Origin of the sequence: Psychrobacter sp. AOP7-B1-24, from assembly GCF_052376215.1 — a bacterium.
In the GTDB taxonomy this organism is placed as follows: domain Bacteria; phylum Pseudomonadota; class Gammaproteobacteria; order Pseudomonadales; family Moraxellaceae; genus Psychrobacter.
In genome coordinates this window covers 1-26,954 of record NZ_JBQSVL010000006.1, presented here as the reverse complement: position 1 = coordinate 26,954, position 26,954 = coordinate 1, and the positions used below count along the sequence as shown (strand labels likewise).

At 40.7% G+C, this 26,954-nt stretch carries 24 protein-coding genes and 1 pseudogene; 17 read left to right on the top strand and 8 right to left on the bottom strand.

The window, feature by feature from the left end; translation table 11 throughout:
• Positions 1–178: 178 nt before the first annotated feature.
• The 8 genes and pseudogenes from ACT3QP_RS02310 to ACT3QP_RS02275 form a co-directional block, all read left to right on the top strand.
• Positions 179–334, top strand: a pseudogene (locus ACT3QP_RS02310) (excalibur calcium-binding domain-containing protein); the annotation flags it as partial.
• Positions 335–362: 28 nt separating this feature from the next.
• The gene (locus ACT3QP_RS02305) at positions 363–1,007 is read left to right on the top strand and encodes an FMN-binding negative transcriptional regulator (protein WP_444524324.1); all 645 of its coding nucleotides are present in this window, start codon (positions 363–365) and stop codon (positions 1,005–1,007) included.
• A 105-nt stretch (positions 1,008–1,112) separates the two neighbouring features.
• Positions 1,113–1,532, top strand: coding sequence for an RNA-binding S4 domain-containing protein (locus tag ACT3QP_RS02300; RefSeq protein ID WP_444524323.1), 420 nt, complete (start codon positions 1,113–1,115; stop codon positions 1,530–1,532).
• Positions 1,533–1,818: 286 nt separating this feature from the next.
• On the top strand, positions 1,819–2,316 hold the full coding sequence (locus ACT3QP_RS02295; RefSeq protein ID WP_444524322.1) for a low molecular weight protein-tyrosine-phosphatase: 498 nt from the start codon (positions 1,819–1,821) through the stop codon (positions 2,314–2,316).
• 93 nt (positions 2,317–2,409) lie between these two features.
• A complete protein-coding gene (murB, locus tag ACT3QP_RS02290; RefSeq protein WP_444524321.1) occupies positions 2,410–3,555 on the top strand; it encodes a UDP-N-acetylmuramate dehydrogenase in 1,146 nt (381 codons plus the stop codon).
• A complete protein-coding gene (locus ACT3QP_RS02285; RefSeq protein WP_444524320.1) occupies positions 3,545–4,333 on the top strand; it encodes a YdcF family protein in 789 nt (262 codons plus the stop codon). The genes murB and ACT3QP_RS02285 overlap by 11 nt, the downstream gene beginning before the upstream one ends.
• A gap of 144 nt (positions 4,334–4,477) precedes the next feature.
• On the top strand, positions 4,478–4,759 hold the full coding sequence (ccoS, locus tag ACT3QP_RS02280) for a cbb3-type cytochrome oxidase assembly protein CcoS (protein WP_444524319.1): 282 nt from the start codon (positions 4,478–4,480) through the stop codon (positions 4,757–4,759).
• A gap of 99 nt (positions 4,760–4,858) precedes the next feature.
• Entirely contained in the window at positions 4,859–5,698 is an 840-nt protein-coding gene (locus ACT3QP_RS02275; protein ID WP_444524318.1) for an urease accessory protein UreH domain-containing protein, read from the top strand.
• A gap of 261 nt (positions 5,699–5,959) precedes the next feature.
• Here ACT3QP_RS02275 and ACT3QP_RS02270 read toward each other — a convergent pair whose 3' ends face one another.
• Complete coding sequence (locus ACT3QP_RS02270) at positions 5,960–7,147, bottom strand: DEAD/DEAH box helicase (RefSeq protein ID WP_444524317.1); 1,188 nt, start codon at positions 7,145–7,147, stop codon at positions 5,960–5,962.
• A 250-nt stretch (positions 7,148–7,397) separates the two neighbouring features.
• Entirely contained in the window at positions 7,398–7,613 is a 216-nt protein-coding gene (locus ACT3QP_RS02265; RefSeq protein WP_192519604.1) for a cold-shock protein, read from the bottom strand.
• Positions 7,614–8,187: 574 nt separating this feature from the next.
• On the opposite strand from ACT3QP_RS02265, the gene aroQ reads away from it, so the two are divergent.
• Together aroQ and ACT3QP_RS02255 are read left to right on the top strand one after the other, a co-directional pair.
• Positions 8,188–8,724 carry a type II 3-dehydroquinate dehydratase gene (aroQ, locus tag ACT3QP_RS02260; protein WP_444524316.1) on the top strand — a complete coding sequence of 179 codons (537 nt, stop codon included), beginning with the start codon at positions 8,188–8,190 and terminating at the stop codon, positions 8,722–8,724.
• A 246-nt stretch (positions 8,725–8,970) separates the two neighbouring features.
• Entirely contained in the window at positions 8,971–10,272 is a 1,302-nt protein-coding gene (locus ACT3QP_RS02255) for an ABC1 kinase family protein (RefSeq protein WP_444524315.1), read from the top strand.
• Between the two features lie 27 nt (positions 10,273–10,299).
• Here ACT3QP_RS02255 and ACT3QP_RS02250 read toward each other — a convergent pair whose 3' ends face one another.
• Positions 10,300–11,130: an ion transporter gene (locus tag ACT3QP_RS02250; RefSeq protein ID WP_444524314.1), complete on the bottom strand. Its 831-nt coding sequence runs from the start codon at positions 11,128–11,130 to the stop codon at positions 10,300–10,302.
• A 317-nt stretch (positions 11,131–11,447) separates the two neighbouring features.
• Between ACT3QP_RS02250 and ACT3QP_RS02245 the strand changes: the two genes are divergently transcribed.
• From ACT3QP_RS02245 to feoB, 3 genes are all read left to right on the top strand, one after another.
• On the top strand, positions 11,448–12,197 hold the full coding sequence (locus ACT3QP_RS02245) for a YebC/PmpR family DNA-binding transcriptional regulator (RefSeq protein WP_444524313.1): 750 nt from the start codon (positions 11,448–11,450) through the stop codon (positions 12,195–12,197).
• 231 nt (positions 12,198–12,428) lie between these two features.
• On the top strand, positions 12,429–12,767 hold the full coding sequence (locus tag ACT3QP_RS02240) for a FeoA family protein (RefSeq protein ID WP_444524312.1): 339 nt from the start codon (positions 12,429–12,431) through the stop codon (positions 12,765–12,767).
• Positions 12,768–12,967: 200 nt separating this feature from the next.
• Complete coding sequence (feoB, locus tag ACT3QP_RS02235) at positions 12,968–14,887, top strand: ferrous iron transport protein B (RefSeq protein ID WP_444524359.1); 1,920 nt, start codon at positions 12,968–12,970, stop codon at positions 14,885–14,887.
• A 284-nt stretch (positions 14,888–15,171) separates the two neighbouring features.
• On the opposite strand, the gene ACT3QP_RS02230 is transcribed toward feoB, so the two are convergent.
• The 3 genes from ACT3QP_RS02230 to ftsY form a co-directional block, all read right to left on the bottom strand.
• A complete protein-coding gene (locus ACT3QP_RS02230) occupies positions 15,172–15,744 on the bottom strand; it encodes a methylated-DNA--[protein]-cysteine S-methyltransferase (protein ID WP_444524311.1) in 573 nt (190 codons plus the stop codon).
• A 52-nt stretch (positions 15,745–15,796) separates the two neighbouring features.
• Positions 15,797–17,881 (bottom strand): hypothetical protein, encoded by a 2,085-nt coding sequence (locus ACT3QP_RS02225; protein ID WP_444524310.1) that lies wholly within the window; start codon positions 17,879–17,881, stop codon positions 15,797–15,799.
• 102 nt (positions 17,882–17,983) lie between these two features.
• Entirely contained in the window at positions 17,984–19,033 is a 1,050-nt protein-coding gene (gene ftsY, locus ACT3QP_RS02220) for a signal recognition particle-docking protein FtsY (protein ID WP_444524358.1), read from the bottom strand.
• A 625-nt stretch (positions 19,034–19,658) separates the two neighbouring features.
• Between ftsY and ACT3QP_RS02215 the strand changes: the two genes are divergently transcribed.
• The 3 genes from ACT3QP_RS02215 to ACT3QP_RS02205 all read left to right on the top strand — a co-directional run bounded on the left by ACT3QP_RS02215 (position 19,659) and on the right by ACT3QP_RS02205 (position 23,033).
• On the top strand, positions 19,659–19,823 hold the full coding sequence (locus ACT3QP_RS02215; RefSeq protein ID WP_444524309.1) for a hypothetical protein: 165 nt from the start codon (positions 19,659–19,661) through the stop codon (positions 19,821–19,823).
• Positions 19,824–19,916: 93 nt separating this feature from the next.
• A complete protein-coding gene (locus tag ACT3QP_RS02210) occupies positions 19,917–21,416 on the top strand; it encodes a M16 family metallopeptidase (protein ID WP_444524308.1) in 1,500 nt (499 codons plus the stop codon).
• 60 nt (positions 21,417–21,476) lie between these two features.
• Complete coding sequence (locus tag ACT3QP_RS02205) at positions 21,477–23,033, top strand: M16 family metallopeptidase (RefSeq protein WP_444524307.1); 1,557 nt, start codon at positions 21,477–21,479, stop codon at positions 23,031–23,033.
• Positions 23,034–23,173: 140 nt separating this feature from the next.
• On the opposite strand, the gene ACT3QP_RS02200 is transcribed toward ACT3QP_RS02205, so the two are convergent.
• Together ACT3QP_RS02200 and ACT3QP_RS02195 are read right to left on the bottom strand one after the other, a co-directional pair.
• Positions 23,174–23,740 carry a hypothetical protein gene (locus ACT3QP_RS02200; protein ID WP_444524306.1) on the bottom strand — a complete coding sequence of 189 codons (567 nt, stop codon included), beginning with the start codon at positions 23,738–23,740 and terminating at the stop codon, positions 23,174–23,176.
• Positions 23,741–24,137: 397 nt separating this feature from the next.
• Positions 24,138–25,058 (bottom strand): D-Ala-D-Ala carboxypeptidase family metallohydrolase, encoded by a 921-nt coding sequence (locus ACT3QP_RS02195; protein ID WP_444524305.1) that lies wholly within the window; start codon positions 25,056–25,058, stop codon positions 24,138–24,140.
• A 240-nt stretch (positions 25,059–25,298) separates the two neighbouring features.
• Between ACT3QP_RS02195 and rodA the strand changes: the two genes are divergently transcribed.
• A complete protein-coding gene (rodA, locus tag ACT3QP_RS02190; RefSeq protein WP_444524304.1) occupies positions 25,299–26,441 on the top strand; it encodes a rod shape-determining protein RodA in 1,143 nt (380 codons plus the stop codon).
• Positions 26,442–26,954: the final 513 nt, after the last annotated feature.

The window sequence follows — 26,954 nt, the reverse complement described above, 5'->3', positions numbered from 1 at the left end:
AATTGTAGGATATAGGCTTATCAAACCCAAAAACTCAATAAGTACATCAACCTCTGATGTTGCATCTGACATTTCGACTAATTCCACTTTTACATCTACTGACTTTGAGGATATAGCGCCAACCTACGTAGACTCAGACTCATCATATATCTCAAATAGTCATAAAACCATTGTCCTATCGCCAACTGTAGCAAAATTCTCGTGCGATGGTAGGCAGCATTGCTCTCAAATGACTTCATGCGCCGAAGCAACCTACTTTATACAACACTGTCCTAACACTAAAATGGACGGTAATCATGACGGAGTGCCCTGTGAGCAGCAGTGGTGTAACTGATTTTTATAAAACATAAAATGAGAATACAATGCATACTCCTACAACTTTCGCCGAAGAAAATCTAGAAAACATTATTGATTTTATCACAGCTCACCCATTAGCTACATTAATTGCCCAAACCAAGGATGGTATCGAAGCCTGCCATATACCTCTGTTTTGGCATAGCGATAACCCTTCATCTGAATACGGCTGTCTTTACGGTCACCTAGGTCGCAGAAACCCCATTTATCAACACGTGTTACCAGATACTTCATGGTTAGTCATCTTTCAAAATTCCGGGCATTATATCAGTCCCACCTGGTATATTAGTAAAGCAAAGACCCATAAAAAAGTCCCCACGTGGAACTATCAAAGTGTGCATATCCAATCTCAAATCGAGTTACTAGATGACACTGATACGCTTAAATGGATATTAGCAACCATGACCGCACAGCAAGAAACTATCTCAGACAACCCTTGGTCATTAGCAGATGCTCCCATCACTTATATAGATGCTATGTGTCAAGGCACGATTGGTTTTAAACTCAACATAGAATCCATACAAGCTCAATTTAAATTGAGCCAAAATGAAACAGCGGAAAACCTCTCAGGGATAATAAGTGGCTTGAAAGCGTTAAATACAGATGAAGCCACGGCAATGGCTGTCAAGGTTACAAATCATAATGCCCGTTAACCTAAGATCTTTATACTTACCGACTATAATAAAAGCTTATTTGAAATCAGGAAATATGCCCTAATCTTATTTTAAATAAACTTAAATAAAAATAGAGTTACTTTTATGAAAAATAGCAAAGGTAATAACAATCAAGAACTGACTAAAATACGTCTCGATAAATGGTTATGGGCAGCACGGTTTTATCGGACACGCACCCTTGCCAAGCAAGCCATCGAAAGTGGACGCGTACATTATGGTGGTAGCCGCGTAAAAACCAGTAAAGAGATTTCGATCGGTGATGAGTTAACCATTCGTCAAGGCTCAGCGACTGCGATGACAGAAAAGACTGTCATCGTCGAAGCCTTGAGCGCACAGCGTGGCAATGCTACGGCTGCCGAAATATTGTATTCAGAAACTGAAGAGAGTGTAAACCGCCGTGCTTATTATGCAGAACAGCGCAAACTTGCCAATCTTGCACGTCCTGATAACAAACCCAATAAAAAAGAGCGCCGCGATCTTCAACGATTCAAAAACAATCAATAGTAAACAATAAAAGATGATTTAAATATAAGAGTACTAAGCACAGATATAATCAGCATGACGCAAAGATGACGATATGGCAGATTCATATAAAAAGTACTGTTATGAATATTGTTGTGATGAGTATTGCTGTATCAGATGACCATATTGTTTAGGCTATACTCTTGCCATTCCAAGCATTAATCGTTACGATGACAGCCGATTCACCTACTCAATAACATGCTGATAAAAGCCGTACTAATAATGCTGGTCTCTTATCGCATGTTTTTTTGTTATACAAGGTCATACTATGATAATGAAAACCTGTACGCCATCATCTGTATTATTGGTTTGCTTAGGCAATATTTGTCGCTCTCCAACAGCTGAAGAGATTTTTCGCCAGCAAGCAGCCATTGCCGGATTATCAATAAAAGTGGATTCTGCAGGTACTGGTGACTGGCATATTGGTCATGCGCCTGATGAGCGTGCGCAACGTCATGCCAAAGCTCACGGCTATAAAATCAACAAACTGATTGCCCGCCAAGTAAACGAAAATGACTTTCGTAATTTCGATTTAATCCTAGCGATGGATGCCCAAAATTTAGCCGACTTACAAGCCATTGAGAATGACTTAGCAGATACTGAGAATAATAGAGCCAAGCTGGCTTTATTCAGTGAAGAAGATCCGACTTATGGTGGCGATGATGTGCCAGACCCTTATAAAGGCGGTGAAGATGTATTTGAAGAAGTCATTGAACGTATAGAATCAAGTGCACGAGCTTGGATTGAAAGCTGGAAAGCTCGCTAACGCTAAAAACTGTATTGTTCCTATTTTTACATCTTGTATCTTTTATGATGAGCATCATGTAACTTATTATCTATTTGCCCTATAGGCTATGTTATGACCTCAGTTTCTCGCCTTGATCTAAACTCTAGTTTGACTAACACTGACTTGACAGCTGACGTATTACAATGTCATTCAGTCGATTTGTCACAGGCCAATACCATGGCACTGTCCTGTATCGCGGATACTGTCGTAGCATTAACAGAAGAGAGACAGCTCGACAGCTTCATGGCAAACTATATAAAAGAAAAGGCCCAAAAGAAACCGTTATTCGTATTATCTGGTGGTAGCAACGTATTATTACCAGCACAATTAAATGCCATTGTATTGCAACCAAAAATGCGTGGCATCAGCTTAATCACTCAGACAGAGCATTATGTCGATATTGAAGTAATGGCAGGTGAAAACTGGCATGATCTGGTGATGCATACTGTCAACCAAGGTTGGTATGGATTAGAGAATCTTGCATTAATACCTGGGCTCACTGGCGCAGCTCCCGTACAAAATATCGGTGCTTACGGTGTCCAATTAGAAGACTGTCTACAGTATGTCCGTGCTTATCACTTACCCACACAGACTTGGCATCGCTTATCAGCTGATGACTGCCAGTTTGGCTATCGCGACAGTATGTTTAAGCGCGCACCAAATACATGGATCATAAGCCGTGTGGGTTTCAGGCTACATACAGATGTCAGCAAAATCTTAGCCAGTTATGGTGACGTACAGACAGCAGCACAACGCTATGCTGAACAGCAAGGCCGCAAACAAGCCGCGCCTATGGATGTAATGCAGGCTATTATCGACATTCGCCAACAGAAACTTCCTGATCCCAAAAATCTGGCTAATTGTGGCAGTTTTTTCCAAAATCCTATCATCGATCAAACGCAATTTACCACTTTAAAAAATACCTACCCTGCTATAGTTGGCTATTCCATGACTGACAATCAGGTGAAAGTTGCGGCTGGATGGCTCATTGAGCATGCGGGGTTAAAAGGTGGTGGTATTGCACCAATTGTTACTCATCAGCATCAAGCATTGGTACTCACCAATCACAACCCTTATCAGGCCACTCAAGAAGAGGTTGCAACTACCCAACGATATATCGCTGATATCATCTATGATAAATTTGCCATTCAGTTATCACGTGAACCGGTTTGGGTAAATATGGATGCTTCTATTGGGTATGATGAGCATGTGGTTTAAACAACTACTCTCTAAACAGCTATTATCTAAACGATTATGGCGCTATTACTTGCGCTCAGCCGAACGCATGATGAGACTGTTTCATATCATAAACATCACCTTTTTACTCGGCTCAACGACTGTTATCTTAGTCCTGATTAGTTTATTCACACCACTATTCTCACAAGTGATTGTGTATTTATTTACGCTCCTACCTCTACCTCATATATCTGGAACGGCAATGAATTCACCCCCTACCGCTTACGTGGTATTAGGTGGCGGACTCACCAATGACCATAACAATCAAATCATACTCAACAGCTATAGTCTCAATCGTGCCCAAACTGCTGCTGGTGCATATCATGACCTACCCCTGCCCATCGTACTCAGTGGTGCTGAAGCACCTTGGCTTGGTCAATGGCTTATCGAACACGGTATCGATGGATTAATAAGCGAAAATGCCAGTATGAATACCTGCGAAAATGCACGCTTTACTGCCAAACGTATTCCACTGCGTCATGTTTATCTGATTACTGACAGCTATCATATGGCACGGGCTCGTAGACAGTTTGCGCTTAATGGCATTAATAGCACACCAATAGATGCACCTTTACCCGTCAACCGTGATTGGAAAAAACCGGCACAAAATTTAACGCATTCAAGACGTGCGGTTTATGAAGTTGCTGCCTATTTACGTGATGTGATACGTCCGCAGATGGACTGTCGTCAGGCCAAAGAGGTTACATCACAACAGTTATTAACGCCGAGAGGGAGTGTAACAAAGACATCTAGTGAATAGAATAAATCTAGGCACATGTGTAAAGTGCATACTATATTATCATTATCCTCGCTATCTACCACTTCACATTCATCATCACAAACAATCACCACACTCATAATAGGTGTATAATGCCCAAAGAAATTGCACTTTAAGAGACATTCTATGCTCAGTATATTCTTATTAATTCCACTAAGTCTCATGTTATTTGTGGTTGCCATTTGGGCAGTACGCTATGCTGTAAAATCAAACCAATTTGAAGATTTGGACAACGCATCGCAGCGCATTATACTAGATGATCGTCAAGAGCGTCGTCAGACCATACAAGCTCATGAGAGGTCAGAATCCACTCAACAAGCAAGCAAGGATACAGCGAGTGATGACATGAGTCATACTGACATAGCATCTAATAATCACTCCAATGCTGATAATAACCCCAAAATATAACTTTGGGTATCTGAGCTCCGCGTGACCTACTGTTATGTCTCATTCAGTACCATTTATATAAGTAGATTAATCTTTCACTATTTTTAGGAGAATCACCCCATGACCACAGCTTTACTCGTTGCGGCGTTACTAATGGGTTTTTTTGGTTCACCACATTGTTTGGGTATGTGTGGTGGTCTTGTGACAGCGTTTGGATTGTCAATGAAAGAGGCTAGCCCCGCTAAACGCCGTGCCCTTATCGCCACCTATCATCTAGGTCGTTTGACCAGTTATGCGTTTTTAGGCTTAATAGCTGGGCTGATTGGCACTACTGTCCTCGAACCTTTAATGATGGGAAATAGTCTACCGCGCATCTTATTGGGCTTGGTATTAGTATTTGTTGGTGTGACAATGCTTGGCGCACCATTCTTAAATAAACTTGAACGTTTTGGCATGCGTTTTTGGCAATACCTGAGCCCACTTCGCCAAAAAGTATTTCCACTAAATACCTTTCCACGCGCCCTAACCGCTGGCTTACTTTGGGGGTTTTTACCTTGTGGCTTAGTTTATGGCGCCTTGCTCATCGCAGTTGTTGCTCACAACCCATTAAGTGGCGCAGTACTTATGTTCGTTTTTGGTTTAGGTACAGTGCCTATGCTAGTTGCTACTCACGAAACAGTTGGTTGGTTGCGTGACAAAATTGGGCGTTTTCGCTTAAGACAACTAAATGGTGCTGTCATGGTAATATCCGGTTTGGCTATCGCTGTCGTACCAATAGCAATGTCCACTATGCATGGTGGGCATGATATGTCTCATATGCATGGAGACCATATGGATATGAGTGACACTATGGATCATAGCAACCATCATATGACGCCATCTGATGATGAGACCCATCATGAAGGTATGGATCATAGTATGCATGATATGAGTCAAGAAACGATGGAACATGCTCACTAAAGCTTATGTAGTCAAAGAAACATAAAACCGATACGATTGTATTATGATGCTACTGGTACAAATTTTACTTGCTTGCTGTATTCACAGAGGCTGCGAAAATTTATCACAGCAGCACTGTAGCGATTTAAACATACTTTGACTATACAATACATTGAAGCTAAAACACCAAAAATAAAAAGCCCTTAACATCATGACTGACGTTAAGGGCTTTTATCATTTTATCAACCGCTCATAAGGATAATACAAGCTGCTTCAAAACCTTTATTCTTGCCATTGTTCAAGTGTAAATTTGGTATCTAAATGCGTCTCTAATGCAGGAATATTAAAAGCATCATCCTCACTAACGAAACTGATACTAATACCTGTCTGCCCAGCACGCCCTGTACGACCAATACGGTGTACGTAATCATCCGGCTGATCCGGTAAGGTATAATTTACCACATGACTGATATCATCGACATGGATACCACGTCCTGCTACATCCGTCGCGACTAAAATACAAGCATGGCCATCCTTAAAACGCTGTAAATATTTTTCACGTTTTTGTTGGATAACATCACCTGACAGCATCACAACTTTATGTCCTTGACGCAGCTTATGATAAAGACGTTTTACTTGATCTTTACGATTGGCAAATACAATGACTTTATCCACCGCAGGATCACTAATAATACGCTGCAATGCTTCTAACTTTTGATCCTCTGTCAATAAATAAAAATGCTGATCAACCAATTCACTGGTTTTATGCTCAGGTTCAATTTCCACAAATTGTGGCTCATGCAACCAACGATAAGCCAAGTTCATCACATCTTGATTAAAGGTGGCAGAAAACAATAAACTTTGGCGGTCTGTATTGGATGGCATACGGCCTACTAAGCGCTTGATGTCAGGAATAAAACCCATATCAAGCATTCTATCCGCTTCATCTAATACCAATACTTCGACACGATCCAGATAAACCATGCCTTTATTGGCAAGATCAATCAATCGACCAGGTGTCGCAACCAATATATCGACATATTGACGCTCAAGCTCATACTGTTGTGTCTCATAATTAGTACCACCCATGATACAGACACTGTGTAAAGAGGTATATTTGGTCAGAGCAATACAGTCGTCAAATATTTGCTGAGCCAGCTCACGAGTTGGTGCCATTATTACCGCACGTGGTTCACCTAAATAACGCTCCTCATCACTAGTGAAAGGACGTTTAAGTAACGTCTCCATAATGGTCAATAAGAACGTTGCTGTCTTGCCAGTACCTGTTTGTGCCTGTCCAATAGCATCTTGATTGGCCAACGTATGTGGTAGTATTTGTGCTTGAATAGGCGTTAGTTCACTAAAGCCCAAATCACTTACCGCACGTAAGGTCGATGTTGAAAGTGGCAAATCAGTAAATGTTGTGAAATTGCTCAAAAAAATATCCTTTTTAATTAATCGCTCGTTCATTATTAATTATGAATAAGCTCGTAACAACTTTGGTAAAACTAGGCATTCTTAACCCATTTAGATAACTAGCAATTGAATTGAAAACATACCCTAAGCATCGTGTAGACATAAAAAAGCCAAGCCCAATGTCTGATCCTACCAATGACGCTGATATTAACGCAACATGGATAAGATAAAACGGGCTTGACTCAGTAGTATATCAGTAGTTTGTACAGACATTATAGCTAAACCACTATAATGTCCGAATAGATTACTCTGCTACTTTTCTGACTTCTTCAGCCTGAAGACCCTTTTCGCCCTCTACTACACTGAACTCAACCTTTTCGCCATCTGTTAAAGAGCGATAGCCATCACCTTGAATCGCGCGAAAATGGACGAAAATATCTTCTCCGCTATCACGTTGAATGAAACCAAAACCTTTCGAGTCATTAAACCACTTAACGGTACCTTGCTCACGAGCTGACATAATATTACTTCCTAAAAAAGTCTGCTTAGCCCCAAATTCCTTTGCAAAACTGCATACAATCGGGATCTAAGATCATGAAATCAAAAAATGAGAGTTTTACTCTAGTGCGTGTCTGCATTTAAAAAATAGTGATAAAAATGAGAGAAACTGCAACCAAACAAGAGAAGTAGTACAAATAATATCAAGATATCAGTCAGCTACTTGATGCCGTTTAGCGAAGTTTTATCCATTTTTGATCCATATAACGTTTGATATTCAGATTAATGACACGCCATAATCACTATTACCTAAACATTACACCTACTTTATAAATTTAACGTAACAATAGCAACAAACTTGTAATACTTATTGCATAAAAAATATCATAGCACGGGTTTTTAGCAACATAAAGACTTTTAACATGCTTTTTGATGCTTAGGTAAGTTTTTCATGTAATTTTTTTATAACCCCCACCAGCAAGCTGTTATTATAAAGAAATAAGCAGCACTAGCATTAAATGATAAAATTTTCTTTTCTAAGCGTCAGATACCTTACAATAGAGCACTAATCTAAGACAATAGCTACAGAGACCATTATGACCACTCCTTCTCAATCTACCGCAGCTGCCACACCCTCTAGCCAAAAAAGTATCCAAACACGCACGCATAAACTATTACTGATTAATGGAGTTAATCTAAATTTGTTGGGTAAACGCGAGCCTGAAATTTATGGTCATACAACACTGGCAGATATCGAGAAACACTTAATAACACGTGCCGCTCAGTACAATATTGAGTTAATATGTATACAATCAAATCACGAAGGCCAAATGGTTGATAACATTCAACATTATGGACTATTGGCAGATACAGCAGCACAGGTAGATGCTATTATTATAAACCCTGCCGCATTTACACATACTTCAGTTGCCATACGTGATGCATTATTAGCCACACAAAAGCCCTTTATAGAAGTACACTTATCCAATGTTCATGCACGTGAACCTTTTCGCCATCACTCTTATTTAAGCGATATCGCAGTTGGGATTATTTGTGGCTTGGGACAGATAGGCTATCAAATGGCACTGGATTATTGGCTAGACAACCTCTACTCTATAAATATTTCTGACTGATGTTTAGGGTTTGTTAAACATTAAGGCTACTGATCGCTACAACTGCACTAGACTAGGCGAAAATTGATGATAACGTCGAGACCTCAGCTAGGTTTTCAACAATAGCGAGGTTTTCAACAATGCTTGGGATAATGTTAGCATCAGCCTTTCAAGGCAGTACATTAAAACGCAGCCTAGTTAAACAGTAACGGTTGAATAAAAACTAACGTTACGACTGAATAAACAACCCACTATATGGTGATATGAATGGCAAAATCGTCTGGAAAGCGCTTTATGAAACTCGCTGGCATGACTGCAAGTATTGCCGGAAAAGCAGCTAAAAACTCATTTAAGCATCTCTCAAGTGACGAAGAAAAACGTTTACAAGCACGATCAGAGCTAATGCAAGAGGTGGGTATCCAGATAGCCGAAACACTTGGTGAAATGAAGGGTGCGGTAATGAAGGTGGGACAAATCGCCTCGCAATACAAAGATGTATTTCCACCTGAAGTGGCAACTGCTCTAGAAAAGCTACAAAAAGATGCACCGCCCATGCCCTACGCACAAATACAGGCGCAAATAGAACGTGAGCTCAAAGCACCTGTGACAGAATTATTCAGCAATTTTGAAGAAATGCCATTTGCTGCAGCATCTATTGGACAAGTACATAAAGCCATACTACCATCTGGTCAGAGGGTCGTCGTAAAAGTCCAGTACCCTGGTGTCGATGAAAATTGTGATAGTGATCTCAAACAAGTACGTATGGCTTTAAAAATTGCTGGTGTACTGAATATGAGTAAGCAGCTACAAGAACAATTGTTTAACGAGATTCACCAAAGTCTGCATGATGAATTGGACTATATAAAAGAAGCGCATAACTTACGAGTATTCGGTGCGTTTCATGCAGAGGATAAAGGTCTTATTATTCCAAAAGTCATCAGCAGCCACTCGTCTAAGCGAATTTTAACCTTAACAGAAGAGATAGGAGAGACTCTAAGCGTCGCGGCAACTTGGAATAATGAGATCAAACAAGAGATAGCAAAGCGTCTATTTCATTTTACCGCAGGACAACTGTTTGGCTTATATCGTATGCACTGTGATCCACACCCAGGAAACTTTGCCTTTCGTCAAGATGGCAGTGTTGTGGCTTATGATTTTGGTAGTATTCGCAGTTATAGTGACAACGAAGTTCAATTGTTTCGCCGTTTTGCCAAGCATGCCATCAAAAGCGATGTAACAGCACTCGAACAGGATTTAATGGCTTTAGACATTCGCCGTGATGATGAAAAAGATATTCCTGGTGAATTTTATAAAAAATGGTTATCTATCGGCTTAAAACCTTTGTCTATCGAACCGTATCAAAAAGGTAGTTTTGATTTTGGCAATAGTCAAGTACATCACGAAGCCATTGCACAAATGCGCACCTCTTTGAAGTATTTTGGTCAATTCCAACCTTCTGCAACAACCATGATGCTCGATCGCACTGTCTCAGGTCAATATTGGAACTTGGTCAACTTGGGTGTTGAGATTGACCTATCACCACTCGTGCACGAGTATATTGAAACCTAAAAACATGGATAGCAATAACAACAGCTATTAAACGTGCAAGGCATGACCACAGCGATCGCAGAACTCAGCTGCAACAGCATGACCGAATTTGCCACAGTTCGGACAAGTCACAGGACTAAGTTGAGGACGCATATTACGCGCTAGCTCAGAGGTGAAAATCCCTGTTGGCACTGCAATGATCGAATAACCTGTAATCATAACCATACTTGCAATCGCCTGACCCAATGGTGTTTTTGGTGACATATCACCATAGCCAACCGTTGTCATGGTTACAACCGCCCAATAAATAGACAGCGGAATACTGGTGAAACCGTTCTTTGGACCTTCTACTACATAGATAATCGAGCCAAATATCGTAACCAATAGTACTAGCGATAAGAAAAATACCGTAATTTTTTGCTGGCTGGTTTTAAGTGCCGAAGCCAAAAACCCCGCTTGTTGCATGTAAGCTTTGAGCTTAAGTACTCGGAAAATTCGTAAAATTCGTAAAATTCGTATTACTAGTAAATATTGAACACCTACGAACATCAGACTTAAATAACTTGGCAATACGGACAACAAATCCACAACACCAAAAAAACTAAATGCATAACGCAAACGATTCGGGGCTGAAAACAGCCTTAAAATATACTCAATCGTAAACAGAATAGTAAAGAACATTTCTGCATAAAAGAAGATAAGTCCATATTGTAAACGTAGGTACAATACACTATCAAGCATTACCACAGCCACACTGGCTAAGATGGCAATTAATAATACAATATCAAAAATCTTACCCAAACGGGTATCCGTGCCTTCAATAATGACATGAATGCGGTTACGTAAGTGTGTAATGGCTTCGGCAGTTGATTGCTTCATAGATCAGTAACTTTATCAGGTCAATGGCTTAATAGTATCTAGTAATATAAAACTGGATCAATAAGACCAAGTTGGTCAAAACACATAAAACTGGTTTATAATATTGCTCACTCATCATAGTGAAGACAATCTATCAGTTGCCACAGTGTAGCAAAAAAGCACTTCCAACGACATACAAATCGTTCATGTGTTAGCAGCTATGTTACTTTAGATAAATAAACTAATCATATTATAAAAATACGTAACTCAGTACTAAATATTATGATTAAACACTATTGAAAGCATAATAAATAATACGCAAAACCTAAGGATTTTATATGGCAGGTCATTCAAAGTGGGCAAATATCAAACACCGTAAAGCCCGTCAGGATGCGGTAAGAGGTAAGGTATTTACCAAAATTATTCGTGAAATCGTTTCTGCTGCCAAACAAGGTGATCCTGACCCCGATAAAAATCCGCGCTTACGTGCCGTCATTGAAAAAGCATTATCAGTTAATATGACTAGAGACACGATTAACCGTGCTGTCGCTCGTGGCACAGGTGGCGGTGATAATGAAAATATGGAAGACGTCAGCTACGAAGGCTATGGTGTTGGTGGTGTGGCTGTGCTGGTAGAAACCTTGACTGATAACCTTAATCGCACAGTCAGTGAAGTACGCCATGCCTTTACCAAAAATGATGGTAATCTTGGCACGTCAGGCTCAGTGGCCTATCTATTTACCAAACGCGGTGAAATCGTCTTTAACGATATAAGCTTAGAAGACGAAATCATGTTGGTTGCATTAGATGCTGGCGCGCTTGATATCGAAAATGATGGCGAAAGCTTACTTGTCATCACCGAGTGGGAAAGCTTTGGTCAAGTAAAAGATGCGCTTAATGCAGCAGGCCTGGTTTCTGACAACGCAGAAGTGACCATGTCGCCATCAACCACGGCTGAAATAGACAATATTGATGATGCCGAAAAAGTCATGAAGATGATCGATATGTTAGAAGACGCTGATGATGTTCAGGAAGTTTATACCAATGTTGCCTTTACTGCTGACGTGATGGCCCAACTCGAAGGGTAAGTCAAATAATCTCAAATGTAGCTTATGTTACTGATCTGTGAGGTCTAAATATCATAAATAACCTTTAATATTAATTGTTTACACTTTAGAACCAGACAGTTTCTTACTGTCTGGTTTTTTGTTGTCACAAGTATGCCCATAGACATTGTTTTTGGGAAAGTTGAGGCATATAATCGCACAAAAACGGTAATAGTTATTATTTGCAACAATGCGAATAATTAAGGACTCTCTATGAGTATTACGATCCTCCCTTCTCAAAACCCCACTACTGATACGTCTATTCTTTCTGATAATAAACCTACATCATCTCCTGTGTGCTCATTATTAGACTTAGACAAGCGCCAGCCTGCCATTATCGATGAGATTGTCGCCAATAGCCGGTTTGGTGAGATCGATGGTGCTATTAGTCAACGACTAAAAGATTTAGGATTTTTACCCAATACTTTGGTTCACATTGTAGCCAAAGGCTTATTTGGTAGGCCACCTTATGCCGTGCAGCTCAACACAGGCGCACAATTTAGCTTACGTGCCGATGAACTGATAAAAATACAATGCCGTGCTGTCACATAAAGGCAAATGGTAAAAGTCACTAATTATTGGATGCCCACCAGCTCTATCCAAATGCTTTTCTCATATAGTCGATTCAATTTAAAAGTCATACAAGGCAGCCGAGCGTAGAGGTATATTAAATACTTTAAGCAAGGTTAATGCGGTAACACTTTTATAGTGGAATGACTATGCCAGTCCTTTTAACAGCGGTTCATAAGCTTATGTCCTCTTCAGCAACCCTTTCAGTACCAGCCAATAAAATAAAAGCCAGCACTGCTCCTATCACATTGGCTTTGGTAGGCGCACCCAATTGCGGCAAAACCGCAACCTTCAATGTGCTTACAGGCTCTAAAGCTAAAGTAGCAAACTACTCTGGCGTTACGGTTGATAAACGCAGTGCCAAACTACTTAGGCACTCAAACGTCAATATTTTAGATCTACCGGGCACCTACAGTTTGAAGACGGCAAGTCTCGACGAAGAAGTCACGCGTAAAGTGTTATTCGGTCAAATGCCAGGGGAATCTATCCCTGATGGCATCCTTTTTGTGGCCGATGCAACCAACTTGCGCATGTCATTACGGATGTTACTTGAGCTCAAAAGTTTGGGCTTGCCCATCATCGTGGCACTGAATTTAAGCGATGTGGCACAAAGCCGCGGCTTAGTGGTTGATGAGTCTATATTGTCAGATGAGCTTGGCGTACCTTTTGTGAAAACCGTTGCCATTAAACGTAAAGGCTGTGAGCAGTTATTCACACTGGCTGACGAACTTATTAAACATATTGGTAGCCGCGACAAACCTGTATATTTTTTTAATAGCGATACTGATACCCACATGCTGTATCAGCAAGCTGATGATATTTTAAGCCGCGCAGTAACTAGAGCACAACAACTACCAAAATGGCATGAGCGACTGGACCAGCTGACATTACACCCTGTTATAGGCGTGGTCATTTTATTAGTGATTCTGTTTGTTATATTTCAAGCTGTCTATGCCTGGGCAGCACCGATTATGGACAGCATCGAATGGCTGGTGGGTAGTATTGGCATTTTATTGTCACAATGGCTGCCAGACGGCATATTACAGAGCTTAATTGTAGATGGAATTGTTGCGGGCGTGGGTAGCGTATTGGTATTTGTGCCACAGATTACCTTGCTGTTTTTATTTTTATTAGTCCTTGAAGACTCAGGTTATTTACCACGAGCAGCATTTTTGTTAGACAACTTATTAGCAAAAGTAGGACTGTCTGGACGCTCTTTCATTCCCCTACTCTCTGGTTTTGCCTGTGCTGTACCAGCTGTGATGTCAACCCGTACCATTCCTAGTCATAAAGAACGATTAGTGGCCATTGCTGTGCTACCCATGCTGACCTGTTCCGCTCGCTTGCCTATTTATGCGCTTATTATTGCAGCGGTGATACCCAGTCAAACAGTATTGGGCATATTCAACTTGCAAGGCATCACCTTATTTATATTATATGTTGCCGGCACATTTTCGGCGGCCTTGGTATCGTGGTTATTTAAACGTTTTAGTGGCACAAAATCAGAATCGTCTGCATTTCCCTTGCTAATGGAGCTACCAACGTATCGTATGCCAAACGTGAAGCATATTGCAGGAGAGCTTTGGGACAAAGTAAGTGCTTTCTTAATGAAAGCAGGTACGGTTATTTTTGCTCTATCAGTTGTGCTATGGGTATTAGTGACTTTTCCATCAGCACCTGCAAATGCAACTGGTCCCGCAATTGATTATAGCTTCGCTGGTATGCTCGGTCATGTTATTGAGCCTATTTTTGCACCGATTGGCTTTACGTGGCAGATGTGTATTGCATTGATTCCGGGGCTGGCAGCCAGAGAAGTCGTGGTAGCCGCTTTGGGTACCGTATATGCGGTAGGTGATGTGGGTGATGAAATCATCAACCAAACATTGATTCCTATCATTCATGCTCAATGGGGCTTAGCAACAGCCTTTTCATTTTTGGCATTTTATGTATATGCGCCTATGTGTTTGGCCACGCTTGCCGTGATTCGACGTGAAACCAAATCATTAAAGCAAACATTAATGATTACGGGGTATCTGTTTGCCTTGGCTTATGCAATGGCATGGATTGTTTACCGAATTGCTGGCAGCATTTTTGGATTTTAAGGAACTCACGAAGGAGTTAAAAATGAATATATGGTTAGAATACCTCATCGTGTTTATTATCGTTGCGATATCTTTTTATTACGTGTGGACAAAAGTTATATTTAAGAAGTCAAAAGGATGTTCAGGCTGTAAAAAATGTAAGTAGTAAGTAGCCAGAACCCTTAGAGATAAGAACAACCTACAACACTAGTGCTTATCCTCATATATAAAAAACGCCAAACCCATATCAGGTTTGGCGTTTTTTATGTGTGCGATTATCTATCAATAGACAACGTTTAAACGCTTTAGCAGTCGACACCCTCAAGGGTTAACAAGTATATTTTTTTATCCAATCCACCCGTATAACCACCGATCTTACCATCACTCGCAATCACACGATGACAAGGGACGATCAGACTAAATGGGTTTCTACTATTGGCTTGGGCAACCGCACGGAATCCTTTTGGGCTATTAACACGTTTTGCTAGTGTTCCATAGCTGATAGTCTCGCCATGAGGGATTGTCTGCAACCCTCTCCATACTCTCTGCTGAAACTCTGTCCCTAGAGACATATCTAAAGGCAAGTCAAAATCTTTGCGAGTGCCATTAATATATTCATTGATTTGCTCAATAGCAGTCAGCAAGAGAGCCTGAGTTTTATTAGAAATACTTAGGCTATTTCTATCTATAAACTCAAAATCACTATCATCAAGCTTGTAATGCTTTTTAAGCTTAGGCACTGATTTTGAGCTGTGCCAAGAGTTACCTGCTAGCAACCAATTGACCTCGACCAACTGAGGACTGTCATGCTCACTATAACTGGCACTGGCAATTAAGGTCAATTGATGTGCTCCAAGAGCCGTTGTAGTGACTATCATGACTTTTCCCGCTGTTAACTGTCTAGAGGTTTATGTAACTTATCATATTTATCTAAAATGACTCTTGTTTGATATGTTTAATTGCTGACCTTATCTTCAGCTTTTTATAGAAATACTGAACAATAGCGGCGAGCAAAATCAAGGTCGATAAAACAATAGTCAGTATAAACGCGATCGTCTTGTGGTAAGGCACTGGATCGCCAGTACTAAGCTTGATAGCCGTTGTCGTGCCTTGCCTCTCAACCCCCACGACATTACCCTCAATACGATATGTTTCAGTTTCATTTAATGGTGCAGAAACAATTTTCCCTGCATTTATCCAGTAATTATCGCCGCCCTCACGATAGGATCCCGTCATGGGCACAACAGCATGCTCATCAAACTTATAAAAATAACCCGTAGGTAATTCAATGGTGACTCCATTGTGTGAAGTTATTGAGCGGTCAGACTCGGGCTGATCGGCAAAATAGTTTTGCCAATAGGTCGCAGCACCTTCTTGCACCCATGTCCGGATACTTGAAGATAGCAAACTGTACGATAAGAAATCGAACCGTATAATCGGCTGACTCAGCATGCCCTTTATCTCATCAATTTTAGCCTGATTGCTCATCTCAGAATTATCGCCATTCGGGCTAAAACGATCGACAAGTTCTTGATAGATTACATTGCAATCGAACACAGGGTCAAAGGCACAAGCGCTGTCGATATCGCTGATATAAGTTGGACTCGTAACGATCTTATCTGCACCATAACCAGAGCCAAAATCATCCCGAACATTACGAGGCTTAAAGTTAAAAACCAGCTGATTTTGAATATAATCAGGCAATGCCGCTGCCCTCGTAACGTCTTCACCCAAGATAATCACATTACAATCTGGGGCATTTGCACCAAACAACTTCGTCACTACCGCACAGGAAAGTGCCTGATTGCTATTTAATACGAGCCGATCTCCCAGCGCCGGTGGATCATTCGCAAGTTCTTCATGATTGGCATAAGTTCTTGTTTCTGGCGAATCATTGTATGTATTTTGAAATATAGACTCGGGCGTGATGTCCAGTTGATTATAAAAAGGATATGCCAAACCCAGTGCTATTACGGCTCCACCTGCCCACAATAGCGTTCTAAGATTCAGTACTTTTGACTGCTTACAATATCGCTCAAATACAGACTGAAACGGATTTAACTCAAGTAGCTGATAGCCTGAACTTTTATGAGCCGTCAATTCAGCCGTGTATTCGGTTTCATTGTTATGGCCGCCAAACCGAAATTCGGTTTTTTGCTTATCATCCGGAAACCGTAGATGATACTGTGGACCAAAATAAAATTCGTCGTCAGAGGATAAAAACTTACTCTGAAGTCGCTCAATAGATAGCTTTGTGATTCGGCCCTTAGCAGTCAAAACGTCTTGTTTTGGCTTATGCGCTAAATAGGTTTTGGCAAAGCTTGTACCAGCGAGTAGTGCAAATAGGAGTGCGATGATCGAGTATGTCCAGCTCGACCACAACGCCGGTAAATAAATAGTTGCTAACAAACAAAGCAACATTAGCCAAACATAAACCATGCTAGCGCCATACCATAAGTGGTTACGGCGCAAATGTGCTTCTAGATCAGACTCTTTGCGGTTCTTAGTAATATTCATAGCGAGTGGGTCAGCTTCACCGTCTTCACCGTCTTTACCTTCTCGCCAAGCGGTTTCAGCCCACTCAGTAACATTGACACCATTAACGCTAATGACAGCACCAAATAGCATGCCCGCCGTTTTGCTTGTCCCAGATTTTGTAACAGCAATCTCGGCCGTGTTGTCATCACCCCGCATGAGCATGTCAAGGTTATAGGGCGTGATTAACTCAATGCCTGCAAATATTTTATGGGTGGTGGCGTTGCCTTGATAAGAGAAGGTCCTGTAAGCGAGCTCACCCCCAGTGACCTCGTAAATATCGTCGCTTCTGAGTGCTAATTCATATTTATCTAGATAAGGGGTGATGTAGTTTTTTTCAGTTTGTGTCAGCTTGCGTGTAGGATCTTTGAGATTTTTTAACTTCACAAGACTACGTGTGAATTGAAACACAAACATAAACGCGACAAAAAGGACAATCGCTGCCAATCCCAAGCCAGCTAAGGCACCTAAAACATCCATAAAAACCCTTCAAAATCAAAAAATTGGAACACTATTTATTATAATTAGCGTCTTCACTTTATATTTAAGACTTCTTCGTCGCCTAAAACAACTTATCAAACACTACTCTTTATCATCAGTCTCGAATAACGCTGCGACAAACTGCTTAGGACTAAAGGCACGCAAATCATCAATTGACTCACCCACGCCAATGTAACGAATCGGTACATCCGTTGTTTCAGCAACATTAAAGACCACGCCACCTTTGGCCGTGCCGTCTAGCTTGGTGATGGTAATACCAGTCAGTGGTACGACTTTGTTAAATAATTCAACCTGATTAATTGCATTTTGACCTGTGCCAGCATCAAGTACTATCATACCTTCGTGCGGTGCGCTTGGGTCAGCTTTACGCATCACGCGCACCACTTTTTCAAGCTCTGACATCAGGTGTGTTTTGTTTTGCAAACGTCCTGCAGTATCAGCAATGAGCACATCAATATTTTTTGCCTTAGCAGATTGCATGGCATCAAAAATAACAGAAGCACTGTCTGAGCCATGACCTTGGGCAACCACTGGAATACTATTACGCTCACCCCAAATTTGTAGCTGCTCCGTGGCTGCTGCTCTAAAGGTATCGCCAGCAGCTAACATAACTGACTTGCCTTCACCTTGTAATCGCTTAGCCAATTTACCGATAGTAGTGGTTTTACCTACGCCATTGACACCTACCATCAAAATAACAAATGGTTTTTTGGTACTATCAATCACTAGCGGCGCAACTTTGGGGGTCAAAATATCAACCAGCTCAGTTTGCAAGGCTTTGTATAATGAGTGAGCGTAAATCAAATCACCACGGTCGGTCTGTTCAGTAAGGCTTTTGATAATACGGTTGGTCGCATTGACACCAATATCGGCAACCAGTAGCTGGTCTTCGACTTCTTCTAACAGTTCATCATCGATCTCTTTACCACCGATCAAGATATTGACCATACCTTCGGCTAAGTTTTTACGTGACTTACTAAGCCCCGTTTTCATACGGTTAAACCAACTGCCTTTTTTATCAATTTTTTCTGATTCTGCTTCTAGTTTCGTTGACGTGACACTAGCAACTGAATTAGAACTATTAGCTGGACTAACACTCGCACTGTTTCCTAAATTCTCTTGCAGTGGCATAGTTGGAATGTTTGCAATATCTTTATCACTAATAGCATTAGCAACTGAATGACTGCTTTCAGAATTTTTAGCGGCAACCTCAGCGTTGGTTCTTGACTCTGTCATAACAATCGGCGTGCCCAACTCGACATTTTCATTTTCAAATGTGGTCGTTGGTGTAATATCCTCAGCCTCATCAATAATAGGCACCGATTGCGCCGGTAGACTGGGTAAAGTAATATCATCGTCATCCAAGTCGTCAAGGTCACCATCTAGATTGATGACCACACGGTTACTGTTGTTTGGGTTATTCATAAGCTTGCCCTAAAAGTTATCACTACCAGTTATTTGTTTATTTTAAATGGGTTTATCAGCCGTCGTGTTTTTACCATCAGCATGACAAATAATTTTGCCCTAGTTTAGCATAATTCTAGTGGCGCTCAGCCCTTACCCTCATAGACTATCGTCAAAAACCACTGGTTTAGAAGGTGACATAATCAGTTTAGAAAGTTTTGCTTAAGATTTGGACACAAAAATCTGACCTTGAGCATGCTAAACTTCTCCTACTCTACCAACTCTTACTATAAAATTTACTATATTTGTTTAACCACTACTTATTCAACAATTACCCCTTTAGGAACTACCTATGTCCTCACTATCTAACACTTATAAAAAATACAGTAAAAAAATAACCAGTATCAGTGCAGCTACTCTGCTAACGACAATTGTATTGTCAGCAACAGGCTGTAATACCACACATGATATCAAACCAACTGCCAGTGTCATGGTCGGTGCACACACCTCTTTATAAGCTTTCTCTTGTTATAATTAAAGTTGATATACTCACTCATTGGTTGATATACCTTTAATTTACCAGTTGCCATTTATATAAGTAGAACTTAACATGACACAGCCTTTATCATCGTCTTTACTACTACTACCTAAAACCTCATTACGAGTTGCCTGCGCTTTCGCAATGTTAGCTACTCTTGCAGCTTGCCAAACTAATGCCATTGATTCAAATCCCTTATCGACTGTTCAGAGTCCAGCAACTCAAAGCACCGTGGCGCAAGAAAAAACGTCCAATGATGCTCAGCAGCCAGCATTGGCCATAGACATGTCAGGTCGACATGAATACCAATTAGAAAACGGCCTAAAGGTAGTGGTAAAAGAAGATCATCGCGCACCAGTGGTGATGACGCAGATATGGTACAAAGTAGGCTCAACAGATGAACCTGCCGACAAAGGTGGTATCTCGCACCTACTTGAACATATGATGTTTAAAGGTACAACTGATGTATCAAGTGACGACTATGAACGCTTGATTGCTAAATTTGGCGGTGTCAATAATGCCTTTACCAGCTACGATTATACTGGTTATTACGAGCTGTTCCCTGCAAATCGATTCCCTTTAGCGCTTGAGCTAGAAGCCGATCGTATGAAAAACCTATTGTTCAATGATAAAGAGTTTGCCAAAGAACACCAAGTCGTCATGGAAGAACGCCGTCAGCGTACCGATGACAATCCACTCGCAAAAGCGTATGAGTCATTCCGATTGCTCGCATTGCCCGATAGCCCGAAAGGTGAGTCTGTTATCGGCCCCATGAAGGAGATTGAATCAATCACCCTACCAGAATTAAAGGCATGGTATCAAAAGTGGTACGCGCCAAACAATGCAACCTTAGTCATCGTAGGTGATGTTGAGCCAGAAGAAGTCTTGACGCAAGTCAAACGCTATTTCAGTGAGCTAACCCCAAGTAATTTACCTGAACGCCCTAGCATTAGTCAAAAAGGTTTTCGTGGCTATCAACAAGTCGATTCAGAACAAGCCGTACAAGTACCTGTGTTATTGATGGGCTATAACGTACCAAGCCTTATTACCGCTGGAGCAAGTAACGAAAAACAAGCGTATGCGCTTTCACTGGCTCAGGACGTATTAGATGGTGGACTATCAGCGCGTCTTGAGAGTCGACTCATACGTGAACAAGGTATACTAACCACGGTTGGCACTTCTTATGACTTGCTAGATCGAGGCGATGGACTTTTCTTAATTCAAGCAACACCGCGTGAAGGCGTTAGCCTAGAACAAGCGCAGCAGGCCATCATCGCTGAGATAGAAAAACTAAAAACTGATCCCATAGCCGCCGACGAAATTAGCCGTGCCAAAACCAATACGGTGACCGGATTGGTCTATGCACAAGATAGTATGGAAGGTCAGGCTCGTATGATTGGCTCCTTACAGTCTATCGGTCTAGATGACAGGTTACTTGCCGAACTACCAACCAAACTAGATGGTGTGTCAATCGCTGATATACAAGCGGCCAGTAAAAAATATTTAGTAAAAGACAATTTGACGGTGATGCATATCATTCCACCTCAAGACCAAGACGATACAAAGAAATAATGGTGAGATGTGAATGTTAAGCCCGATCATACAGACTTTATTATTAATAAGAAGAAAACCATGAATAAGCATAATGACTTGTTGCACATAAGCAAAAAGCCTTTAAACAATCCATCAACAATCAACGCATCAACGCTTATAAAACGAGGATGTCTTAGCGCTACTATATTGTTAAGTTTGACAACATTAACAATGACAGCGCAAGCAGATTCAGCAGCTGTTGAAGAATACCATGGCTCCGCCTCAGTCGATACCAGCGCACCCATTGCTGCATTATCAAAACTAACCAGCTTAGATAATACCAATGATTTAACCGTTACTGTACCAACGATTCAACAGTTCAAAACCAAATCAGGTGTACCAGTACGCTTTGTACAAACAACCACCTTACCAATTGTTGATATTGATTTGCGCTTTAACGCTGGTAGTGCCCGTGACAACAGCATCCAGCGAGATGGTTTTGGTATTGCTAACATGACAGCGACCATGCTGACGCAAGGCTCTAAAAGCTTAGATGAAAATCAATTTACCCAAGCCGTTGAAACACTCGGTATTAATTTAGACAGCAGTGCTTATAAGGATATGTTTATCGTCTCGCTACGGAGTTTATCTGACGATAAACACTTGCTACCTGCTATTGATTTAATGACTCAAATGCTCAGCGATCCTGCTTTTGATGATGATATTTTGGCACGTAACAAAGCCCGATTGTTGGTTGGCTTACAACAACAAAAACAAGATCCCAATAGTCTTGCTAGCATTGCTTTTAATAAAGCATTATATGGCGAGCATCCTTATGCCCATCAATCAGCTGGTACGCTTGAAAGCGTACCCAACATCAGTAAACAACAACTGATAGATTTTAAAAACCGCTATCTAGTCGCGGCTAACGCCTCGCTTGCTATGACAGGAAACCTCACCTTAGCACAAGCAAAGCAACTTGCTGAAAACATCACCACTAATCTACCAACAGGTCAAATGGCCGCAGAGCTACCTGAACCAAAGCCTTTAAATCAAGCCAAGCATATTCACATTCCATTCCCTAGCACTCAAACCACTGTACTCATGGGACAATTGGGAAGTAAACGCGCGACCAATCCAAAAGATCAACAGCAGCAAACCAATTTTGCTGTCGGTAACGAGGTAATGGCTGGCGGGGATTTTAATGCACGACTGATGACTGAAATTAGACAAAATCTTGGCTACACATACGGTATATCAGGATCTATGAATCCAATGCTCGCAAAAGGTCCCTATCAAATCGGATTTTCGACCCGTAATGATAAAGCTCGTGCTGCCATTGATGCCAGTTTAGAAGTTATTAATGATACTTTAGATGAAGGTATTACTAGTAGCGAGATGCAACTGACAACAGATAGTCTTAAGAATAGTTTCCCAATGGGGTTTGCAAGTAATGCGGGAATTAATGGTCTACTTGGTATGATGAATTTTTATCAGTTACAAGATAACTATCTGACTAATTACGTCAACCGTATTGATCAAGTAAAACTATCAGAGGTCAATCAAACAATGCGAGATACACTAAAGCCTGATGATTTTTTAATTGTCACCGTTGGACAAGATGACCCTTGGAAAGATGACAAGACTAAAAAATAACCCTGTAAACGTAGAGAGCGATACCAATTGGCATCGCTCTCTACGTTTATTACGCTTAATCGCTACTGCTCTGAACTCTAGCTGTTCTTAGCTTTTTGTGCTAAAAACGCTCTCGGCTAGAAAGTAAAAATTGACACACCTCAATCGGAAACAGTTACCGCAACGTCATAAACAAGATTTTCGGGCTTATAGGTTGCACCATCGTAAGCCAATCGAATCACATGTTTGTCATAAGACTCTACTTGATAATCACCGTTAGCAAAATTGTGCAATATTGGTACGATTAATAACGTTTCGATTTGACGGTCATTTACTTTAACTGAAATTTTTTGTCCATCTTGTGGATACAAGAAATAATCACAATAGTCACTTGTCATTACTTCTGCAGTACGCTTAATAACCTGGCTATCAACCCCTTTCTGTATTAACTTTGGACAAACATCAGGACGTTCCGAAGCCAGTCTGGCATAAGAATTCTTGATACTTTCTTTAACATTTTCCGCTTCCTTTATATTACTATCGAGGGTGATAGTAGATTGTGCCTCTATCGGAGATAAATCCTCAGAAGCTTTATCTATATTACAGGCCGTTATTAAAAAAAGAGCTGAACCAAATACAACCATATAGCTGATATTGAACTGAGCAAAGACCTTTTTGGAAGCATTAAAGCGATTTTTTTTCATCGATACTGACTGCCAGTGTTTCATAAATACTACTTGTAATAGATTTTTTATAAAATAAAATTTAACTCAGATTCAAAAGTTCACATTACAATCAATCACTTACTTATCTAAAAAAATTAAATATGGTTCTTTTATCTTATAAAATAAATGATATAAATATAAATAATAGCTCATTATAGTATGGATATAATTTCTCAATACAAGTATAACTTCTGAAAATTTATGACTTATGCGTTTAATGCCAATAAATTTAGGTCAGTTAGAGCTAACTAAGTGAGAAACTTTATATCCAATTGACTACAAAACCCCGAGTCTCACTGCCAACTCTATGCCATACGCGACAATGACTGATGGTGTTTAGAGCCGTCTCAAATTTATAAAGACCTAAGTTAATAGCAACTTAAGTTAGTAATGGCTTAGGTTAGTAACGACAAGAAGAACTACTGCTCGCATGATGAAACCCCCATTTACGATAACCATCAGTATCTAGATGGATGGCTCCCGTCGCATATAAACCTAAACCAAAATTATGGGCTGCTCCTTGATATTGCCAAAACTGGCATAGACCATCTTGCATTGTACTCAGCTGCCATAAATTACTTTCATATTCTGGCACCCAAATATCCATGGCACTGGCATTCATATGCTTACTACTATCAGCCCCACCCGCACAGTCATTAAGACCAGGACTACGATATACAGAGCGTATCTCACTACTTGCTGGCAATATACCTTGTTTTTTCAACTCACTATATAGACGCAATGTGGGTACAATATTTGGCCATAACTCTTTCGGTGGTAGTTGATAAGGCTCATAGCCACACTTCTTCCAACTACGTGCGGTCGTCAATAACTGAGATAGTGGTGGTACGTTTTTTGCGCCCACTTGTGAGATGAGATAACGCTGATACTCTGCCACTTGTTTAGCACGGTAACTGTTATTGTTTAACCATACGTTAAAGTCCATACTAATCACATCATGATCACCATGGTTATGAGCCGTGTTAGAATCAGGCACACTCCGAGCGATATTCACACTTTTATTCTCTTCAATAGATAGACGAGCCTGCAAATTAAAATCACGCTGTTTTTGGGCAATCAACCCCTGCATGCTATCGCGATTAATCACATTTTTTTCACTCGTGACACGAGAACTATCATCTGAAACATTTTCAGATGGCTGAACATAAATAGTGCTACCGCCTTGACGTACTTGAATACGACGTTCACTATTATCACTGATAATATCGGCATGAGCAGGAATACTACTAGCATACAAAACCAGTAGTGCAATCACAGGCTTGTGAATCTGCCTGTTACGAGGGAGTTTTTTATTATTCATTGCAGGAGGCTACCGCTAAAAACGTTTTATCGATACTATCAAATTTTCAGTAAGCAGGCTAAACTATCGCTTCTAATTAGAGGCTTGATATTTGTAATTAACACTTATCCTCATAATTTTTATAGTCATGTAACTTTATTGCTTAGGTGTTACTTTATTCGCATTATTTCATTAAGGCGTATTAAAAAAAAATTTAGATAAAACTTTCCTCTTACACCAATTACCAGACTCACTTTGCCTATGTCTTCTAATCCGCAGTATCGTTTTTCACGCCAAAGCCATCATCTCGGCCAAGGCCATGCACCGACGTTATGGCAACGTATTCATATCGATCCGTGGTTAACCCTACTTTTATTGACTGTCTGCTGTATTGGTTTGACGATTTTATATAGTGCTGCAGGCCAAGATGTTAGTATGGTTGTACGCCAAATGGTCAGCTATGCTGTCGCATTTACTGTCATGTTTACCATGGCGCAGATACCACCTAGTATCTATCGTACCTTTACACCCATATTTTACGTACTTGGACTCATCTTGTTGGTGTTGGTTGATGTCATCGGTGAAGTACGCATGGGCGCTCAGCGCTGGATCAATTTACCAGGATTTGGTAGTGTGCAGCCTTCAGAATTTATGAAACTTGGCATGCCAATGATGTGTGCTTGGTTTTTGTCCAAACGTGATCTACCACCATCCACTTCTAGCATCGCTATAACATTGGGATTAATTATTGTTCCTGTCTTATTAATTGCTAAGGAACCTGATCTAGGTACCTCGCTATTAGTGGCAGCCAGCGGTATTTTTGTACTGTTTTTAGCAGGTCTGTCTTGGCGTCTGATTTCGGCAGCTGCCGTTTTAGCCATTCCTCTTATCGCTTTTGCTTGGAATTTTCTATTACATGATTACCAACGTACACGTGTACTCACACTACTAAACCCTGAGGCCGATGTACAAGGCGCCGGTTGGAATATCATTCAATCCAAAACAGCAATCGGGGCTGGTGGCCTCACTGGTAAAGGCTATTTAGAAGGTACACAATCACATCTGCACTTCTTACCAGAAGGTCATACTGACTTTATTATTGCCGCATTTTCTGAGGAGTTTGGCTTACTAGGTGTTTTGCTATTGATGTTTATCTATTCCTGCTTACTAATGCGCGCACTATATATCGCCTCTACCCACCCTGATACCTATAGCAGATTATTGGCAGGGGCGATCGCTATGTCGTTCTTTGTCTATATATTTGTCAATGTCGGTATGGTTGGTGGCATTCTACCAGTCGTTGGTGTTCCATTACCCTTTATTAGCTATGGTGGTACAGCTATCGTGACATTAATGGCGGGCTTTGGACTACTCATGTCCATTCATACCCATAAGTCAGGTTAACGTCAGTTTATTAATCATACAAATAGGATGTGGAGTAGACAGTACACTTCCTACAAAATGATGGTCACAACAAGATAGATGACAACCAAAAAATAGTACAAACCACATCAAGATATCAGCAAGTTACTTGACACCATTTGGCCAATATTTGGTAATTTTCAATACCTTTATCGTTTAATGCCTAAATTGAAGGTGCGCTCTAAATTATATGAATTTAGGGCGTGTTGAACATTCAAATATTAGGACTGCTGATCGCTAAAACTGCACCAAACTAGGCGCAAGCCGATGATAATGTCAAGACCTTAGCGAGGTTTGTAACAACGTTTGGGGTGATTTTAGAATCAGCCCTTCGGGGCAGTACTCTTTTTTGCCAATATATGGCGAAATTGTTTCACCTAGAATGACTAGGCATCAAAAATTTAACTGCATATTGTCTAAAAAATAGTCACTGCCAGCACCACACCACATTTGAATGTTCAACACGCCCTAATGACTTCCCATATTTAATTATTT

What these genes read in the sequence shown, in the direction of transcription:
- ACT3QP_RS02295 (WP_444524322.1), top strand. Translation starts at nt 1,819, where the DNA reads ATGATAATGAAAACCTGTACGCCATCATCTGTATTATTGGTTTGCTTA.
- ACT3QP_RS02240 (WP_444524312.1), top strand. Translation starts at nt 12,429, where the DNA reads ATGAGTATTACGATCCTCCCTTCTCAAAACCCCACTACTGATACGTCT.
- ACT3QP_RS02255 (WP_444524315.1), top strand. Translation starts at nt 8,971, where the DNA reads ATGGCAAAATCGTCTGGAAAGCGCTTTATGAAACTCGCTGGCATGACT.
- rodA (WP_444524304.1), top strand. Translation starts at nt 25,299, where the DNA reads ATGTCTTCTAATCCGCAGTATCGTTTTTCACGCCAAAGCCATCATCTC.
- ACT3QP_RS02200 (WP_444524306.1), bottom strand. Translation starts at nt 23,740, where the DNA reads ATGAAACACTGGCAGTCAGTATCGATGAAAAAAAATCGCTTTAATGCT.
- ACT3QP_RS02210 (WP_444524308.1), top strand. Translation starts at nt 19,917, where the DNA reads ATGACACAGCCTTTATCATCGTCTTTACTACTACTACCTAAAACCTCA.
- ACT3QP_RS02245 (WP_444524313.1), top strand. Translation starts at nt 11,448, where the DNA reads ATGGCAGGTCATTCAAAGTGGGCAAATATCAAACACCGTAAAGCCCGT.
- ACT3QP_RS02300 (WP_444524323.1), top strand. Translation starts at nt 1,113, where the DNA reads ATGAAAAATAGCAAAGGTAATAACAATCAAGAACTGACTAAAATACGT.
- ACT3QP_RS02285 (WP_444524320.1), top strand. Translation starts at nt 3,545, where the DNA reads ATGTGGTTTAAACAACTACTCTCTAAACAGCTATTATCTAAACGATTA.
- ftsY (WP_444524358.1), bottom strand. Translation starts at nt 19,033, where the DNA reads ATGCCACTGCAAGAGAATTTAGGAAACAGTGCGAGTGTTAGTCCAGCT.
- ACT3QP_RS02305 (WP_444524324.1), top strand. Translation starts at nt 363, where the DNA reads ATGCATACTCCTACAACTTTCGCCGAAGAAAATCTAGAAAACATTATT.
- ACT3QP_RS02250 (WP_444524314.1), bottom strand. Translation starts at nt 11,130, where the DNA reads ATGAAGCAATCAACTGCCGAAGCCATTACACACTTACGTAACCGCATT.
- feoB (WP_444524359.1), top strand. Translation starts at nt 12,968, where the DNA reads ATGTCCTCTTCAGCAACCCTTTCAGTACCAGCCAATAAAATAAAAGCC.
- ACT3QP_RS02195 (WP_444524305.1), bottom strand. Translation starts at nt 25,058, where the DNA reads ATGAATAATAAAAAACTCCCTCGTAACAGGCAGATTCACAAGCCTGTG.
- ACT3QP_RS02230 (WP_444524311.1), bottom strand. Translation starts at nt 15,744, where the DNA reads ATGATAGTCACTACAACGGCTCTTGGAGCACATCAATTGACCTTAATT.
- ACT3QP_RS02265 (WP_192519604.1), bottom strand. Translation starts at nt 7,613, where the DNA reads ATGTCAGCTCGTGAGCAAGGTACCGTTAAGTGGTTTAATGACTCGAAA.
- ccoS (WP_444524319.1), top strand. Translation starts at nt 4,478, where the DNA reads ATGCTCAGTATATTCTTATTAATTCCACTAAGTCTCATGTTATTTGTG.
- ACT3QP_RS02215 (WP_444524309.1), top strand. Translation starts at nt 19,659, where the DNA reads ATGTCCTCACTATCTAACACTTATAAAAAATACAGTAAAAAAATAACC.
- ACT3QP_RS02270 (WP_444524317.1), bottom strand. Translation starts at nt 7,147, where the DNA reads ATGAACGAGCGATTAATTAAAAAGGATATTTTTTTGAGCAATTTCACA.
- ACT3QP_RS02205 (WP_444524307.1), top strand. Translation starts at nt 21,477, where the DNA reads ATGAATAAGCATAATGACTTGTTGCACATAAGCAAAAAGCCTTTAAAC.
- murB (WP_444524321.1), top strand. Translation starts at nt 2,410, where the DNA reads ATGACCTCAGTTTCTCGCCTTGATCTAAACTCTAGTTTGACTAACACT.
- aroQ (WP_444524316.1), top strand. Translation starts at nt 8,188, where the DNA reads ATGACCACTCCTTCTCAATCTACCGCAGCTGCCACACCCTCTAGCCAA.
- ACT3QP_RS02225 (WP_444524310.1), bottom strand. Translation starts at nt 17,881, where the DNA reads ATGGATGTTTTAGGTGCCTTAGCTGGCTTGGGATTGGCAGCGATTGTC.
- ACT3QP_RS02275 (WP_444524318.1), top strand. Translation starts at nt 4,859, where the DNA reads ATGACCACAGCTTTACTCGTTGCGGCGTTACTAATGGGTTTTTTTGGT.